Genomic DNA, 15,550 nt, shown 5'->3' on the forward strand with positions numbered 1-15,550 from the left:
CACCGGCCTCGCGAACGGCGAGGTCCAGCAGACCGATCCGGAGGTGGGAGGACATCCCGCACGCGCCGGTCGGCGTCGCAGGCGGTCTTCCCTGCCTTCCCGGCGGGGAACGACGGCGTCAGCCGAGCGTGGCCAGGTAGCGGACCAGCTCACGGGGCGCGGACTTCGGCGCCACCGCTTCCACCGCTGCGTTGTAGTTCGTGTTGGTGTTGACGTCATAGGTGAGGACGCGCCCGTCCGCCGTCTCGATGAACTCGATGCCACAGACCTCCAGGGCGTTGCGCCGCGCGAAGTCCTCGAACTGGCCGATCACCGGGTGGTCGAACCCCTCACGGAGGCTGAAGAGCTGCTGGCCGGGTTCGGGTGCGATCGTCGCTCCGGGAGGCATGATCGGCCTGCCGGTCACCGGGTCGATCGCGCAGGCATCTGCGGGGCACAGCTGGAAGCCGCCCCGGGCCGTGTCGGCCTTGATCGCGTAGACGAACGTCCCACCCACGATCTCCGCCCGGGTGATGAAGGGCTCGGCGGCCTGGATGTACTCCTGGACGAGCGTGATGCCGTCCTGCGGCTCCTCGAACCCGCTCGACACCACGTACTCGGCGAGCTCCTCATGCGAGTCGAACTTCCGCACCCCGAGGCCCTTGCCGCCCTGATTGTGCTTGACGATGAACGGCGTCGCGAACCCCTGCGCCGCCTCGATGATGCGGTCACGTCCGACGGCGGCGACCGTGCGCGGGGTGTCGATGCCGGCGGCCTTCAGTGCGGTCAGCTGGTCCACCTTGCTCATCTCGAGTTCCAGGACGCGGCGGCCGTTCACCGTGCGGCGCCCGTGCGCCTCGAGCCAGGAGAGGACGGACCGCGCGTAGTCCTTCGACAGGCCGTGGTCACGGGTGTGGGCGGAGGCGCTGATGCGCGACCAGAAGATGCCCTCGGGCGGCACGGCATCGAGGTCCAGCACGCCGTCCGTGAGCAGCCACTCGACCACCTCGACGCCCTCGGCCTCGAACGCGCGGGCGAAGGGAGGGAACCACTCGGGGTTCTCGTGCAGGGCGTAGACCGTCGTCACGTGGGGGACCTCCTGGAGGAATCGATGGACCTGTCCGGGTAACCGGTGGCCAGGGGCACCTATTCCGACGGAGTCGATCAGGAGTCGATCAGCGCACGGGCGTGCTTTCCCGGGACTGCTGCCAGGCAGTCCAGGCGGCGTAGCTGCCGTCGAGTTCGACGACGTCGTACCCGGCGCGGCGCAGGGCGCTGGCTGCGACGGAGTTCCTGAGTCCGCTCTGGCAGTAGGTGACGATGGTGCCGTCGGCGGGGAGTTCGTCGAGGTGCCATATGAGGCGGCCGCCGTTGAGCTGGTGGGCGCCGGGGACGTGCCCTTCGGTGTGCTCGGTGCGGTTGCGGACGTCGAGGATCATCGCTGCGTCGAAACTCTCGAGGTCGGCGGGCTGGATCAGCATCGGGGTGGTCATGGGCAGCCCGTCGAGGCTGGTGACGTATCCGGCGACGTCGTCGATCCCGACCCGGACCAGGTGGTCCCACAGTTCCTGCGCCTGATCCTGTCCGGTGGCGAGCAGGACCAGCGGGTTCGTGTCCGTCTCGGGGTTCACGACCCACGCCCCGTGTGTGGCCGGTGTGGGGCGTGCGGGGATGTTGAGGGACCGCTCGACGGTTCCGGCATGCACCTGGTCCGCGGTCCGGGTGTCAATGAAGGTCAGGCTGTCCGCGGCGAGGCCGGCGGCGACCTGGTCCCGGTCGAGTTCGGTCAGGGGTGCGCGTTCGCCCAGGATCGCGGGGCCGTCGCGGTTCTCGCGCTTCATCCGGCCGAAGTAGGCGTGGGCGTCGGGCTGGCCGTCGAGGAGTTCGTCGATGAAGCCCTGCTCGTCGTCCGCCGCGAGGTAGGGGCCCCACCAGGAGTAGAGCCGTTCGTAGCCGACGGTGGTGGACGGGATGGCGCCCAAGGCCTTGCCGCAGGCGCTGCCGGCGCCGTGGGCGGGGTGGACCTGCACGTGGTCGGGCAGGGTCAGGAATTTCTCCTGCAGGCTCCGGAACAGCTGCTTCGCTCCCTCGAAGCGGGTATCGACACCTCCGGCGGCCTCGTCCAGGAGGTCAGGGCGGCCGAGGTCCCCGGAGAACACGAAGTCACCCGAGAGCAGGTAGCCGGGCTGGTCGCTGAACGCGCCGTCGGTGACGAGGAAGGACAGGTGCTCGGGGGTGTGCCCGGGCGTGTGGACCGCCTGGATGCTGATGTTGCCGACGGTGATCGCGTCACCGTCGAGCAGTCGGGTGCCGTCGAAGGCGTACTGCCAGTCGGGTCCGCCTTCCCCGGAGACGTAGATCTCGGCCCCGGTCGCCGCGGCGAGTTCGCGGGTGCCGGAGAGGTAGTCCGCGTGGATGTGGGTCTCGGTGACGGCCACGATCTCCATATTGTTCTTCGCGGCGAGGTCCTGGTAGACGGCGATGTCGCGCCGGCCGTCGACGACGACCGCCGTGCCGTTGGCCTGGCAGCCGATCAGGTAGCTCGCCTGGGCAAGGTCTTCGTCGTAAATGCGTTCGATCAGCATCTGGTGCTCCTTCGATTCATGGGTCGTGGTCGATACCCCCTGGGGTATTTCGCCTTCCTCCAGAGTAATACCCCCGGGGGTATATCGCAAGGCAGAGGGTGCCGATGGAAGAGGCGCTGGGATGAGGATGCGTGACCGGGCCCGGGACGGGACGGATCCGGGCACGCATCCGGTCTATGGGGTCCCGCGGGGGGTCCGGGAGGGCGCCTGTGTCCGGGCGCGGCCGGCCTGGTCGACGGGGAGGCCCGCGGCGGCCCACGCGGTCATGCCGCCGGTCATGGTGTCGGCGGTGAAGCCGGCAGCGTTGAGGGCGTCCGCCACGTGGGCGGAGCGGTTGCCGCTGCGGCAGACCACGATCACCGGGGTGTCCTGGTCGAGTTCCCGCAGGCGGCCCTGGAGCTGACCCATCGGGATGTGCAGGGCGCCGGGGATCATCCCTGACGCGACCTCGGAGTGCTCACGGACGTCGAGGACCTGCTCGTGGTGCCGGCGGTGGTTGGTCGCGGCGATGGTGGTCTCGGCCATGGTGGTGTCCTTCCTGGGATCAGAAGGTGCGTGGTCGGGCTGGGGCAGGGGTGGTGCAACACCGACCCCGTCGCCCCGTTCCCCGTGCCGGGTGCTGAGGGGACAGGCCGGGAGGATGAACCGGCAGGCGACGAGTGCCGCGAGCGCGATCCCGGCGACGATGGCGGCGACGACGAGTCGCGAGCCCGCAGGGACCTGCTGGATGAGGACGAAGGCGCCCATGGCCAGCACGAACCAGCCGAAGGCCTTGCGGAGTGCCGCCTCCGGGATGCGGCCTGCGAGCTGCGCGCCGATCAGGGTTCCGACGATTGCGGCGGCCGTGACCGCCAGGGTGAGCGGCCAGTCGACCTGCACCGTCGTGAGGTACCCGGCGAGGCCGGCGAAGGACTTCATGGAGATCACGACCAGTGACGTGCCGACGGCCACCGACATCGGCAACCCACCGAGCAGGGCCAGGGCCGGGACGACGAGGAACCCGCCGCCCGCTCCGACGAGCCCGGTGACCAGACCGACCACCACGCCGTCGAGCAGGACCCGCCCGAGGGGCAGCTCGCGCCTGACGCCGTCGGTGCCGCCGTGAGCCGTGGTGCCGGACTTCCTGCGGCCACGGATCATGGCGATCGAGGTGGCGACCATCATGAGGGCGAAGGCGACGAGCAGGATCTGTCCGGGGATGAACCCGCCGAGGATCCCGCCGACGAACGCACCGACCATACCGGCCGCGCCGAAGATCAGCCCTGTCCGCCACATCACCCGGCCGCGCCGGGCGTGGCTGATGACGCTGACCGCGGAGGTGACGCCGACGACGAAGAGGGACGCGGCGATCGCCTCCTTCGCCTCGAAGCCGGCCACGTAGACGAGGATCGGGACTGTCAGGATCGATCCGCCACCGCCCAGGACGCCCAGGGACAGGCCGATGAGGATCGACAGGGCCAGGACGAGGATCAGGACTGCACTCATGCCGCGTCGGAGTGTTGGTCGACATCCCCGACACCCGCACGGGCGGCGGGCAGGGTCAGGATCGCGGATTCGCGGGTGGGCTCCTGGGCCGCCCTGTTCCAGGGCATCGCCGACAGGGCGCGGCCCATGGCGCACGTGTTCGTCGCGGCCGAGAAGGTCAGGCCGGTGCCGATGACACCCGCGAGGCCCCGAATTTTCGGGGAGACGAAGCGTCCGCCGGCGAGGCCGACGATCACGAGGGAGCCGGCGGCCATCCGGACCTGACGCTCGAGATCCCATCGGCCGCTGCCCCGGACGACATTGCCGCCGACAGCGGCATACCCGGGCACCCCGCCCGTCAGGACGTTGGCTGCGCCGATACCCGATGCGGCCAGCTTCTGGCGTGCCTGCTCGGCGCGGACACCGGACTGGCAGGCCAGCACGACCCGACTGCCCAGGCGGGCGGCGAGCTCGTCGGTGTGCTCCGACAGGAGCGGCAGCGGGACGTTGTAGGAGCCGCGGATGTGCAGGGACTCGAATTCCGCCGCGGACCGCACATCGATCACCACGAGATCCTCGTGCTCGGCCACCCAGTCCCGCAGCGTCTCGGGAGACAGTGCCGTCAAAGTGGACGAGGACGTCGTCTGCGACGGGCTGGTGGCGGGGTTCGGGGTGGAGGGGGTGCTCATGGGAGCCTTTCGGTCGAATCGAAAAGGTATACCCCCCGGAGTATTCCCTATACCCCCCGGGGTGTCAAAATACCCACGGGGGTATACACTGATCATGTAATCCCGACATCTGGAGAAGACCATGCAGCTCGACCCGACCGAAATGACTCCCGTCATCAACCGCCTCAAGCGTGCCCAGGGGCAGCTCGCTGCGGTCACACGCATGCTCGAGGAAGGCAGGGACTGCAAGGACGTCGTGACCCAGCTCGCCGCTGTGTCCAAGGCCCTCGACCGGGCCGGATTCGCCGTGATCGCCAGCGGCCTCGAGCAGTGCATCGTCCGCGAGGACACCAGCCTCGACAAGAAGGAGCTCGAGAAGCTCTTCCTCACCCTGGCCTGATCGAGCGAACCCGCCCCGCGAACCCGACCCTGAGAAGGAACCACCCATGACGTACACCCACTCCATCGCCGTCCCCCTGCCCTGGGACGAGGCGGTCCGCCGCACCAGGGAAGCCCTGAAGGAGCAGGGGTTCGGGATCCTCACGGAGATCGACGTACGGGCCACCTTCGAGACCAAACTCGGGGCGGAAGCCGCCGACGCGGTCGGTGACTACATCATCCTCGGCGCCTGCAACCCCGCTTTGGCGAGCCGGGCACTCGCAGCGGAACCATCCATGGGTGCGCTCCTGCCCTGCAACGTCGTCGTCCGGCGGGGCCGCGACGAGCAGCAGACCACGATCGAGGCCATCGACCCGCAGACCATGGTCCGGCTCAGCGCGAGCCCGGCGGTCGGGGACGTGGCCGACGACGCCGAAGCCCGCCTCGGCAAAGCCCTGGCAGATCTGACGTCCTGACCGGGCTTCCCGGTCCGGCTTCCCCACGGGCGCCGGACCGCGCGGCGCGCTCCCCTATCGGCGTCGAGAAGTACACGTCCCGGAAACACGCCCGCAATACCCCTCCCGAATCATGGAGGTAGCCCGCCGTCTCAACGGGCCGCGACCCCTGGCTCACCAAGGAGCACCCATGACCGCCATTGCCGCCCGCCCCTCCGCCCGCATCCTCGACCTCACGCACCTGCGCCCTGGCATGCTCGTCGAAGCCCGCCGCAGGAACGAGGTGCATTACCGCGGGTGCGTCGAGGACGCGGCGCCCTCCCTCGGCGTCGTCTGGGTGCGCGACGATCTCGCCGGGCACCGGGCCATCCTCCACCTCGACGAGTACAGCATCTGGTGCGTCGCGGCCTGAGCGGTGCCCCGGCACCGCCGCGGCACCGACTCGGAGGCGCCGCCCTGCCCACTGATGGACCCGACCTGATGGGCATCCGTGCTCATGCCCACCGACCGGGCCGGGTCGGCGGGCGGCGCCGCGAGCCGTCGGGGCCGCCCGGCGCGGGACGGCGATCCCGGCCCTCCTAGACTGGAGGGATGACTGCAACCCTCGTGGCGAAGGACCTGTCCGGGGGCCACGCCCACCGCACCCTCTTCTCGAAGCTCGACCTCACCGTCTCCCCAGGGGACGTCGTCGGCGTCGTCGGGGCCAACGGCGCCGGGAAGACCACGCTCCTGCGCCTCCTCGCCGGAGCGCACACGCCCCTCGCCGGAACCGTCCGCACCACCCCGGCCGACGCTTTCGTGGGCTGGCTCCCCCAGGAACACGAGCGCGTCGAGGGCGAGACGGTAGCCGCCTACCTCGGCCGACGGACGGGCACGACAGCGGCGACCCTCGCCATGGAGGACGCGGCCGCGGCGCTCGGCGGCGAGGTGAAGGGCGCCGACGACGCCTACGCCCTGGCGCTCGACCACTGGATGGCCTCCGGGGCCGTGGATCTCGAGGACCGCATGCCCGCCGTCCTGGCCGACGTCGCCGGAGGCCTGGACCCGGCCACCCCGACGACGGCCCTGTCCGGCGGGCAGCTCGCGCGGGTCGCGCTCGCCGCCCTGCTGCTGAGCCGCTTCGACATCGTGCTCCTCGACGAGCCCACCAATGACCTCGACCTCGCCGGTCTGGCCCGGCTGGAGTCCTTCATCCAGAACCTGCGCGGCGGCGTGGTCCTCGTCTCGCACGACCGCGAGTTCCTGGCGCGCTGCGTGACCACCGTCGTCGAACTGGACCTCGCCCAGAACCGGGTGGCGGTGTACGACGGCGGATACGACGCCTTCCTGGAGGAGCGCGCCGTGGCACGCCGGCACGCCCGCGAGGCCTACGAGGAGTACGCGGACAAGAAGCAGGACCTTGTGGGCCGGGCCCGGACGCAGCGCGAGTGGAGCTCGCAGGGTGTCCGCAACGCCATGAAGAAGAGCCCCGACAACGACAAGATCCGCCGCAGGGCGAGCATGGAGTCCTCGGAGAAGCAGGCGCAGAAGGTCCGCCAGATGGAATCGCGCATCGCCCGGCTCGACGAGGTCGAGGAGCCCCGCAAGGAGTGGCAGCTGCAGTTCACCATCGGCGCCGCCCCCCGCTCGAGTTCCGTCGTCGCCACGCTGAACAGCGCCACCGTCACGCAGGGCGCCTTCACGCTCGGGCCCGTCTCGGTCCAGGTGAACGCTGGGGAGCGCATCGGGATCACCGGCCCCAACGGTGCCGGGAAGTCCACGCTCCTGCGCCTCCTGCTCGGCCACCAGCGGCCCGACGGCGGTGCGGCGGCCCTCGGCTCCAGCGTGGCCGTCGGCGAGATCGATCAGGCCCGCGGGCAGCTCGACGACGCCCTCCCCCTCGGGACGGCCTTCGAATCCCTCGTGCCGGAGCTGTCGCAGGGCGAGGTCCGCACCCTGCTGGCGAAGTTCGGCCTCAAGGCCGACCAGGTGCGGGCCGCCGTCGGCTCCCTCTCCCCCGGCGAGCGGACCCGCGCCGGGCTCGCCCTGCTGCAGGCCCGCGGCGTGAATCTCCTGGTCCTGGACGAACCGACGAACCACCTCGACCTGCCGGCGATCGAACAGCTGGAGGACGCCCTCGAGTCCTATACCGGCGCGCTCCTGCTGGTCACCCACGACCGCCGGCTGCTGGAGAACGTGCGCCTCGACGAGCGGTGGCAGGTGGAGGACGGCCGCGTCACGGTGGGCTGATCCCCGGGGAGACCAGCCGCCCCCGGGTCCTGTCGACCGAACCCGACGTGCCCCCTGCGGCCCGGCATCCGTGACAGCATGGATGCTGAAGCGCATCCTCCCGCTTCCCGGACGAGGGGTGCCGTACCCGGTGTGCGACAAGACGGCCCAGAGAGAGTCATGGCCTGGATCGTCCTCGTAGTCTCCGGAGTCCTCGAAGCCGTCTGGGCGACGGCCCTCGGCAAGTCCGACGGGTTCACGCGGCTCGCACCGACCGTGGTGTTCGGCGTGGCCATCGCAGCGAGCATGGCCGGCCTGGCGTATGCGATGCGGACCCTGCCAGTCGGGACCGCCTATGCGGTCTGGGTGGGTATCGGCGCGTCGCTCACCGTCGTCTATGCGATGGCGACCGGGACCGAGCCGGCGTCGCTCCTGAAGATCCTGTTCCTGCTGATGATCATCGGCGGCGTCATCGGACTGAAACTCGTGCACTAGATCATCCCTTGCGCGAAAACTGAGCCTGGACCCCCGGTTCACTTGACCTTGGTTCGACAGGATCGAGGAAGGCTCATCTCGGGCCGCGCCAGGGGGTTGAGCAGGATGCAGCACGACGACACGCTGATGGCCATGGAGTTTGTGGGGCTTTCCGTCTACGAGACGTGGATGCACTACTGCAACATGGGGGGCGCGGCCGACTACTTCGAGTTCGACGCCTACCTCCACGGGATCCTCGTCCTCGACGTCGAGGACGCCGACCTCGTCTCGCAGGCCGTCAACGAACTGATCGACGACGTCGTCCCGGCCGAGGAGTCCCGCGCCGGCCGCGCCCCCTACTCGTGGACCCGGTACACGGCCCCGGCACCGGCAGGCGGGGGTGACGACGTCGGCCCGACGGCGCCGGGGACCCCCGGCATCCCGCTGCCGCCCGGCTCCCCGCTGGAACTGCTCGACGAGATCCTGGGCACCGGCGTCCTGAACCGCTCCATCGCGGGCGGACGCGCCTAGCGGCCCGGTTCCCGCTCGAGCGCGGCGTCGTGCGCGGCATGCGCCGCACGGATCAGCTCCATGAACTCGGTCTCGTTCCGGATGAGGCGCTTGTACTTCTCCGGCAGCTCCCGCAGGTCCTTCTCCTCGGCGCACAGCCGCGCGAAGATCTTCTCGCGCTCGTTCATGTCGGTCTCGTAGTTGAGGTCCAGGTACGCGGTGGCGTGCCGCTTCGCTCCGGAGATCTCGTTCTTGGCCCGCCCCTTGGGACTCAGTACGGAGGCCAGGACGGTCACGATGAGCACGCCGAGGATCACGCCGAGTGAGAGCCCGGTACTGATCTCGACCACCTCGACGTGCTCGCCGCCGTTGATGAAGGGCAGGGTGTTCTCGTGCAGGGCGTGGAGGATGAGCTTCACGCCGATGAATCCGAGGATCAACGCCAGGCCGTAGGAGAGGTAGATCAGGCGGTCCAGCAACTCGTCGATGAGGAAGTACAGCTGCCGCAGCCCCATGAGGGAGAAGGCCGTGGCGGTGAACACGATGAACGTGTTCTGCGTCAGTCCGAAGATCGCCGGGATGGAGTCGAGGGCGAAGAGGATGTCCGTGCCGCCGATCGCGACCATCACCAGCAGCATCGGGGTGAGGACGCGCTTGCCGTCGACGACGGTGAACAGCTTGTCTCCGTCGTAGTGCTCGGAGGCCGGAAGGAAACGCTTCGCGAGCCGGATGATGAGGCTGTCGCCGGCGTCGTCGTGTCCGTCCGGCTTGAGCAGGTTGCCTGCGGTGAGCAGGAGGATCAGGCCGAAGATGTAGAACACCCAGGCGAAGCTGTTGATCAGCGCGGCCCCGAGGAAGATGAACCCGGTGCGGGCGATCAGCGCGAAGACGATGCCGAAGAGCAGCACCTTCTGCTGGTCCGCGCGGGGCACCTTGAAGCTCGCCATGATGATGAGGAAGACGAACAGGTTGTCCACGGAGAGCGCCTTCTCCGTGACGTACCCGGCGAAGTACTCGGTGCCCATGGTCGTCCCGCCGAACACCAGCACACCGACGCCGAACAGCAGCGCGAGGCCGACGTAGATCGAGGACCAGATCGCCGACTCCCGCAGCGTGGGGCTGTGCGCCTTGCGGACGTGGAAGAAGAAGTCGAACAGCAGCAGCCCCACGATGCCGATGATGGTGCCGACCCAGACGTAGAACGGTACTTCCATGCCGAGCATCTCCCGCCGTCGTTGGTGATGGTCCCGATTCTCCCGCTAACGGTACGGGTACGCCCCTAGACTGGCGCAGTCCCTCTTTACATGACAAGGATTGCCATGAGCCCGATGATGCGCGCTGCGGTGCTTCGCTCCGCCGAGCTGCCCGTTCCCTATGCCACGAGCGCCCCGTTGTCCCTCGAAACGGTCCCCGTCCCCGACCCGCGCCGGGGCGAGGTGCTCGTGCGGATCGCCCGGGCCAGCCTGTGCCACTCGGACCTGTCCGTCATCAACGGGTCACGCCTCCGCCCCCTGCCCATGGCGCTCGGCCACGAGGCGACGGGCGTCGTCGAGGCCATCGGTGACGGCGTCGGCGACGTGCGCGTCGGCGACCGCGTGGTGCTGGTCTTCGTGCCCGCCTGCGGGGAGTGCCGCGCCTGCTCGGCCGGCCGTCCGGCGCTCTGCTACCGGGGCGCGGAGTCCAACGGCAGCGGCGACCTGCTGCACGGGCCCGCCCTGCTGCGCGATGCCGACGGCGGACGCATCAACCACCACCTCGGGGTCTCCGCGTTCGCGCAGTATGCCGTTGTCGCCCGCGAATCGGTGGTCGTGATCGACGACGACGTCCCGTTCGATGTCGCCGCCATGTTCGGCTGCGCTGCCCTCACCGGGATCGGCGCCGTCCTGAACACCGCCGCCGTCGGGGAAGGGCAGTCGGTGGTCGTCTTCGGTCTCGGCGCCGTGGGACTCATGACAGTGATGGCCGCCGCGCAGATCCCCGGGACGACCGTCATCGCGATCGATCCCCTCGCCGCCAAGCAGGAGCTCGGCCTGCGCTGCGGGGCGCAGTATGCCGGCGCTCCGGAGGAGGCCGCCGACCTGGTGGGGCGGGCGACGGACGGCGGGGCCGACGTCGTGATCGAGGCGGTGGGGAGTGCCCGCGTGATGGAGGCGGGCCTCGGGCTGCTCGCCCGGGGCGGCGCCCTCGTGTCCGTGGGCCTGCCGCACCCTGACCAGGAGCTCTCCACGCAGGCCCTGCAGTTCGCGGGGTCGGGGCGGCGCCTGCTCGGGTCCTACATGGGGGACGCCGTCCCGGAGCGGGACATCCCCGCCTACCTGGAGCTGTGGCGCCAGGGGCGCCTGCCGGTCGAGCTGCTCCACACGGACACCCGCCCACTCGAGGACCTCAACGAAAGCCTCGACGCGCTCGCCGAGGGCCGGGTGGTACGGCGGATCTTCACGCTTCGCAAGGACTGAGGGCGTTCCACCCCGGGCTGCGCGGCGTGCTTACCATGGCGTCGGCACGTCTACCCGAAGGAGAACAGCAATGCAGCAACGCCCGCTCGGCGGTACCCCGGTCAGCGCCCTCGGACTGGGCGGCATGCCCATGTCCATCGAGGGACGTCCCGACGAGGACCGTTCCCTCCGCACCATCCATGCCGCACTGGACGCCGGCGTCACCCTGATCGACACCGCGGACGCCTACCACCGCGACGCGGACGACGTCGGCCACAACGAGCTGCTGATCGCCAAGGCACTGGCGCACTACGGCGGGGACAGCTCCGATGTCCTCGTCGCGACCAAGGGCGGGCACCTCCGGCCGGGCGACGGATCCTGGACCCTGAACGGCCGCCCGGAGTACCTGAAGGAGGCCGCGAAAGCCTCCCTCAAGCGGCTCGGCGGGGACGCGATCGGCCTCTACCAGTTCCACCGGCCGGACCCCGAGGTCCCGTACGAGGATTCTGTCGGTGCCCTCAAGGACCTGCTGGACGAGGGGGTCATCCGCCTGGCCGGCATCTCGAACGCCACCGTGCACCAGATCAGGAAGGCGAACGAGATCCTCGGCGGCGCCCTGGCCTCCGTGCAGAACCAGTTCTCCCCCGCCTTCCGGTCGAGTGAGGACGAACTGCGCTACTGCGGCGAGAACGGCATCGCGTTCCTGCCGTGGAGCCCCCTCGGCGGGATCAAGAAGGCCGGTGGGCTCGGCGAGCAGTTCACGCCCTTCCAGGAGGTCGCCGACGCGCACGGTGTCAGCCCCCAGCAGGTGTGCCTGGCGTGGGAACTCGCCCTCGCACCGACGGTCATCCCCATCCCGGGGGCGTCCCGTCCCGAGAGCGTCCAGGATTCGGCCCGCGCCGCGGAGCTCGAGCTGACCCCCGACGAGATCGCGCTGCTCTCCCGCACCGACTGACCCCCATCTGTGGGGGAACGCCGCGGCGGGTGCCCAGACCCGGGGGACCGCCCCACCGGGTCCGGGCCGCCGCGGCGGGTGCACGGCCCGGGGCTAGCCGTCCTGCCGCATCGCGACGGCTCGGACGGGCGCGCCGTCCGTCCCGGCCAGGGCCAGCGGAAGCACCGATACCAGCGGACGGTCCCACGTCACCTGCACCAGGTTCGCCAGGTTCTCGACGATCACGCCGTCGGCCCCGAGGAAGGCGGCGTGGAACGGCAGCTCGTCCCCGTTGTCGAGCGTCGCGTCGGGGTTGAGGGTGTCGACGCCGACGACGGTGATCCCGGCGTCGAGCAGCCGCTCGGCCACCTCGGCCGCGAGGACCGGGTGCTCGAGGTAGCGTTCCGAGCCGAAGTGCTCGGACCAGTCCGTGCGGAACAGGACCATGGCCACGCCGTCGAGGTCCTCGAGCTGATCCGCCACAGCGGACCACCGGATGGTCCCACGCGCGGGAAGACCCGTGCACTGCACGATCCTCGCAGGCCCCACGAGCCGCGCGAGGTCGATGGCGTCCACGGCCCGTCCACCCGGGATCGAGTGGAGGGGCGCGTCGAGGTGGGTCCCGGTGTGGGAGCCGGCGTGCAGGGAGGCCACTTGGTAGCCGTCCTCGACGACGGTGGCGACCGTGGCCAGGGTGACCTCCGGGTCACCGGGATAAACCTGCATCCCGGTGTGGACCGGCTGGGACAGGTCAACGATCCGCACGGGCGGTGCTCTCCTCCGGCAGGTCGAGGAGGTGGGCGTGCGGGCGCCGTGTGCGGTCGATCCGCCCGGTGGCCGCGGCCCATGCCAGGTACAGCAGGGCCGAGAGCACGAAGGTGGGAATCGTGGCGCCGATCGGGCTCGGCACGCGGTAGGTCAGCAGGAGGGAGGCCGCCGCCCCGATCAGCCATACCAGCACGGCGGCGATGTTGACGCCGCCCCGGTACCAGTACTCGCCGCCGCGGGCGCGCAGGATGTCGCGTCCGTAGTGGCGGGACTTCACCAGGTAGTAGTCGACGAGCATGACGGCGAACACCGGGATGAACAGCGCGCCGATCACCACCAGGAACGCGGTGAACTGGTTGAGGAGGGCGAGCCAGGTGGAGCCCAGGATCGAGATCACGCCGAGGACGATCGCCGTCGGCAGGAAGGTGACGCGGCGGGACGGCGCCATGTTCACCACGGAAGCGACCATCCCGTAGACCACCATGGTGTTCGTGGCCATGACGGACAGGAAGATCACGACGGCCAGCGGTGCGCCGAACGCTGCGACGATCACGGTGGGGTCGAAGGGCACGGCCTCGCCACCGGCGAGCACCACGTAGCCGATGGCCGTGGCGCCGAGGGTCATGGCGAGGACCGTGGACAGGACGTAGCCCACGCCGGAACCGATCATGCCGGCGGACTGGGTCCGGGCGAGGCGGTTGAACTCGGCGGAGAGCACGGTCCAGGAGATGGCGGTGGCGATGACGACGTCGAGGGCCACCACGGGCGTCCACCCGGCGGCGGCGTCCTGAGGGATCGACGCGAAGTCTGCGGGACTGTAGGCGAGGAACGCCGTGGTGAAGATGTAGGCCATGAAGGCGAGGATCACGAGAGCGAGCCACGGCTCCACGCGGGCGATCCCCGTATGACCGAAGATCGCGAGGCAGACCACGAGCAGCTGGCAGAGCACGGAGAACAGGACCGGGCTGGAGAAGCCGGTGGCCTGCTCGACGAGGAAGTTGACGGTGACCCCCGCGAGCATGGCCTGCACCCAGCTCCAGCCCATCAGGATGACGACGTTCGCGGCGACCGGGAGGAAGGAGCCGCGGAGCCCGAAGGACCCCTTGGTGAGCGACATCGTGGGCAGGCCGGTCCGGGTGCCCATGTTCCCGACCAGCACCAGCACCGAGCCCCCGATCAGGGTGCCGAGGATGATCATGCCGACCGCGAGGCCCCAGCTGATCCCCGGAACGAAGAGCGTCCCGGTGAGCAGGGTGGTCACGACGAGGTTGGCGGCGAGCCAGATCATGCCCATACGCGCGGTTCCGAGCGTGCCGCGCAACGGTCCGTACCCGTCGGAATTCTTGTCGAGGTGGTCGGACAGGCGCCGATACGCCGAGGTCTGGTTGGCCTGCGTCATGAGGCGCTCTCTTCCGTGAGGTCGTGATGGGCGGGGCTGAGGTGTTCGTGGACGGCCTCGATCGAGGAGCCCGCGCGGCGGAACACGATCGTCTCCCGCTCGCTGGTCGTTTCGCTCGCGCCTCCGACCGAGGTGGTGGTCCGGACGTGATGGGTGAAGACGGCCGCCGTCCCGACGACCTGCACGCGCGGGTCGCTGCTGATGCAGTCCGTCACGCGCCAGCCGTCGGCGATCCACCCCGCCCACAGCTCCTCGTAGGCCGCCCTGTCCTCGAGCCGGCGGGCTTCCGTGTGGAACACGAAGGTGGCATCCGGGGCGAAGCACCCGAAGTAGGCCTCGGTGTCCGTCGCACGGAAGGCAGCGACGAGCACCTCGGCTGCCGCGAGGACGTCGCCCTCCGTGAGGTGCTCATGGGGTGGATTCAGGTCAGGCATGTGCCCTCTCATCTCTCGAAGTTGTCCCCCAGTGAACTTTTGTTGTCACGTGATCTTGTGTGACGTGGACTTCATTGTCAACGCAGGGCCATTGGAGCCGCGCCCCACGGGAACGGACGCGTTGCTAGGGTGTGGGCATGTCCTCCTCCCCCGTCGCCCTCATCACGGGCGCCTCCCGCGGCATCGGCCGCGCCATCGCCGACGAGCTCGCCCCCACGCACCACCTGCTGCTCGGCGGACGCGACCTGCCGGCCCTCGCGGAGCTGTCGTCGTCGTTCCCTTCGGCGGAGCCGTTCGCCGCGGAGCTGCGCGACTCCGGTGAGGTGGCCGCCGCGGTCGCCGGCATCCCGCGACTCGACGTCCTGGTCCACTCGGCGGGCGTCCTGCGGATGGGCTCGGTGGCCGACCTGACCGACGACGCCTGGCGCGAGAGCTTCGAGGTCAATGTGTTCGCTGTGGCGTCCCTGACCAGGGCCCTCCTGCCGGCCCTGCGCGCCGCGGGCGGGCAGGTCGTCACCATCAACAGCGGCTCCGGCTACAGTTCCGGCGCCGGCTCGGCCGCCTACAGCGGCACCAAGTTCGCGCTGCGCGCGCTCACGGATGCGCTGCGCGAGGAGGAGCGCCGGCACGGCGTCCGGGTCAGCTCCATCCACCCCGGGAGGGTGGCCACCGACATGCAGGAGGAACTGCACGCCTGGGAGGGTAAGGACTACCGGCCCGAGGCGTGGATCCAACCGGACCAGGTGGCTCGGGCCGTGCGTCTCGCCGTCGACGCGACCCGCGAATCGACCATCGAGACCCTGAGCATCCGGCCCTCGGGCATCGCCCTCGCGTAGCGCCTCCGGCCGGCTTCCGCGGG

Annotated in this window: 17 protein-coding genes, 1 pseudogene and 1 riboswitch; of the genes and pseudogenes, 9 read left to right on the forward strand and 9 right to left on the reverse strand. The window is 70.0% G+C overall.

Translation table 11 applies throughout. The features are described from left to right. Positions 1 to 118: 118 nt before the first annotated feature. The 5 genes and pseudogenes from ACX80F_RS13945 to ACX80F_RS13965 all read right to left on the reverse strand — a co-directional run bounded on the left by ACX80F_RS13945 (position 119) and on the right by ACX80F_RS13965 (position 4,717). Entirely contained in the window at positions 119 to 1,066 is a 948-nt protein-coding gene (locus tag ACX80F_RS13945; RefSeq protein ID WP_459337001.1) for an ATP-grasp domain-containing protein, read from the reverse strand. Between the two features lie 88 nt (positions 1,067 to 1,154). Next, positions 1,155 to 2,564 (reverse strand): MBL fold metallo-hydrolase, encoded by a 1,410-nt coding sequence (locus ACX80F_RS13950; RefSeq protein ID WP_459337002.1) that lies wholly within the window; start codon positions 2,562 to 2,564, stop codon positions 1,155 to 1,157. Between the two features lie 174 nt (positions 2,565 to 2,738). Continuing rightward, on the reverse strand, positions 2,739 to 3,089 hold the full coding sequence (locus ACX80F_RS13955) for a rhodanese-like domain-containing protein (RefSeq protein ID WP_459337050.1): 351 nt from the start codon (positions 3,087 to 3,089) through the stop codon (positions 2,739 to 2,741). Between the two features lie 75 nt (positions 3,090 to 3,164). Further along, positions 3,165 to 4,049: pseudogene (locus ACX80F_RS13960) on the reverse strand (sulfite exporter TauE/SafE family protein); the annotation flags it as partial. After that, the gene (locus tag ACX80F_RS13965; RefSeq protein WP_459337003.1) at positions 4,046 to 4,717 is read right to left on the reverse strand and encodes a rhodanese-like domain-containing protein; all 672 of its coding nucleotides are present in this window, start codon (positions 4,715 to 4,717) and stop codon (positions 4,046 to 4,048) included. The pseudogene ACX80F_RS13960 and the gene ACX80F_RS13965, both read right to left, overlap by 4 nt. Before the next feature lie 121 nt (positions 4,718 to 4,838). Here ACX80F_RS13965 and ACX80F_RS13970 point away from each other — a divergent pair, with 121 nt between their 5' ends. From ACX80F_RS13970 to ACX80F_RS13995, 6 genes are all read left to right on the forward strand, one after another. Further along, positions 4,839 to 5,096, forward strand: coding sequence for a metal-sensitive transcriptional regulator (locus ACX80F_RS13970; RefSeq protein ID WP_043442018.1), 258 nt, complete (start codon positions 4,839 to 4,841; stop codon positions 5,094 to 5,096). Between the two features lie 46 nt (positions 5,097 to 5,142). Then, positions 5,143 to 5,550 carry a DUF302 domain-containing protein gene (locus tag ACX80F_RS13975; protein WP_459337004.1) on the forward strand — a complete coding sequence of 136 codons (408 nt, stop codon included), beginning with the start codon at positions 5,143 to 5,145 and terminating at the stop codon, positions 5,548 to 5,550. Positions 5,551 to 5,719: 169 nt separating this feature from the next. Then, positions 5,720 to 5,941: a hypothetical protein gene (locus ACX80F_RS13980; RefSeq protein WP_459337005.1), complete on the forward strand. Its 222-nt coding sequence runs from the start codon at positions 5,720 to 5,722 to the stop codon at positions 5,939 to 5,941. 179 nt (positions 5,942 to 6,120) lie between these two features. After that, positions 6,121 to 7,758 carry an ABC-F family ATP-binding cassette domain-containing protein gene (locus ACX80F_RS13985; RefSeq protein WP_459337006.1) on the forward strand — a complete coding sequence of 546 codons (1,638 nt, stop codon included), beginning with the start codon at positions 6,121 to 6,123 and terminating at the stop codon, positions 7,756 to 7,758. 84 nt (positions 7,759 to 7,842) lie between these two features. Next, positions 7,843 to 7,910: riboswitch (guanidine-III (ykkC-III) riboswitch) on the forward strand. Between the two features lie 7 nt (positions 7,911 to 7,917). Beyond that, a complete protein-coding gene (locus ACX80F_RS13990) occupies positions 7,918 to 8,232 on the forward strand; it encodes a DMT family transporter (protein WP_459337007.1) in 315 nt (104 codons plus the stop codon). 105 nt (positions 8,233 to 8,337) lie between these two features. Further along, on the forward strand, positions 8,338 to 8,742 hold the full coding sequence (locus tag ACX80F_RS13995) for a hypothetical protein (protein ID WP_459337008.1): 405 nt from the start codon (positions 8,338 to 8,340) through the stop codon (positions 8,740 to 8,742). On the opposite strand, the gene ACX80F_RS14000 is transcribed toward ACX80F_RS13995, so the two are convergent. Beyond that, positions 8,739 to 9,935, reverse strand: a complete 1,197-nt coding sequence (locus ACX80F_RS14000) for a TerC family protein (RefSeq protein WP_459337009.1) — start codon at positions 9,933 to 9,935, stop codon at positions 8,739 to 8,741. The two genes, ACX80F_RS13995 and ACX80F_RS14000, sit on opposite strands and share 4 nt — an antisense overlap. 117 nt (positions 9,936 to 10,052) lie before the next feature. Between ACX80F_RS14000 and ACX80F_RS14005 the strand changes: the two genes are divergently transcribed. Both ACX80F_RS14005 and ACX80F_RS14010 read left to right on the forward strand, forming a co-directional pair. Beyond that, positions 10,053 to 11,177: an alcohol dehydrogenase catalytic domain-containing protein gene (locus tag ACX80F_RS14005; protein ID WP_459337051.1), complete on the forward strand. Its 1,125-nt coding sequence runs from the start codon at positions 10,053 to 10,055 to the stop codon at positions 11,175 to 11,177. A 70-nt stretch (positions 11,178 to 11,247) separates the two neighbouring features. After that, positions 11,248 to 12,111 carry an aldo/keto reductase gene (locus ACX80F_RS14010; protein ID WP_459337010.1) on the forward strand — a complete coding sequence of 288 codons (864 nt, stop codon included), beginning with the start codon at positions 11,248 to 11,250 and terminating at the stop codon, positions 12,109 to 12,111. A gap of 93 nt (positions 12,112 to 12,204) precedes the next feature. On the opposite strand, the gene ACX80F_RS14015 is transcribed toward ACX80F_RS14010, so the two are convergent. Genes ACX80F_RS14015 through ACX80F_RS14025 form a run of 3 tightly spaced genes read right to left on the reverse strand, consistent with a single transcriptional unit; the run spans position 12,205 to position 14,691 of the window. Next, a complete protein-coding gene (locus ACX80F_RS14015; RefSeq protein ID WP_459337011.1) occupies positions 12,205 to 12,855 on the reverse strand; it encodes a cyclase family protein in 651 nt (216 codons plus the stop codon). Then, a complete protein-coding gene (locus ACX80F_RS14020) occupies positions 12,842 to 14,257 on the reverse strand; it encodes a purine-cytosine permease family protein (protein ID WP_459337012.1) in 1,416 nt (471 codons plus the stop codon). Before ACX80F_RS14020 ends, ACX80F_RS14015 begins: the two co-directional genes overlap by 14 nt. Continuing rightward, positions 14,254 to 14,691, reverse strand: coding sequence for a nuclear transport factor 2 family protein (locus ACX80F_RS14025; RefSeq protein WP_459337013.1), 438 nt, complete (start codon positions 14,689 to 14,691; stop codon positions 14,254 to 14,256). The genes ACX80F_RS14020 and ACX80F_RS14025 overlap by 4 nt, the downstream gene beginning before the upstream one ends. Positions 14,692 to 14,828: 137 nt before the next feature. Here ACX80F_RS14025 and ACX80F_RS14030 point away from each other — a divergent pair, with 137 nt between their 5' ends. Further along, positions 14,829 to 15,527: an SDR family oxidoreductase gene (locus ACX80F_RS14030; RefSeq protein WP_459337014.1), complete on the forward strand. Its 699-nt coding sequence runs from the start codon at positions 14,829 to 14,831 to the stop codon at positions 15,525 to 15,527. Positions 15,528 to 15,550: the final 23 nt, after the last annotated feature.

This window comes from Arthrobacter sp. TMS2-4 (assembly GCF_054511075.1).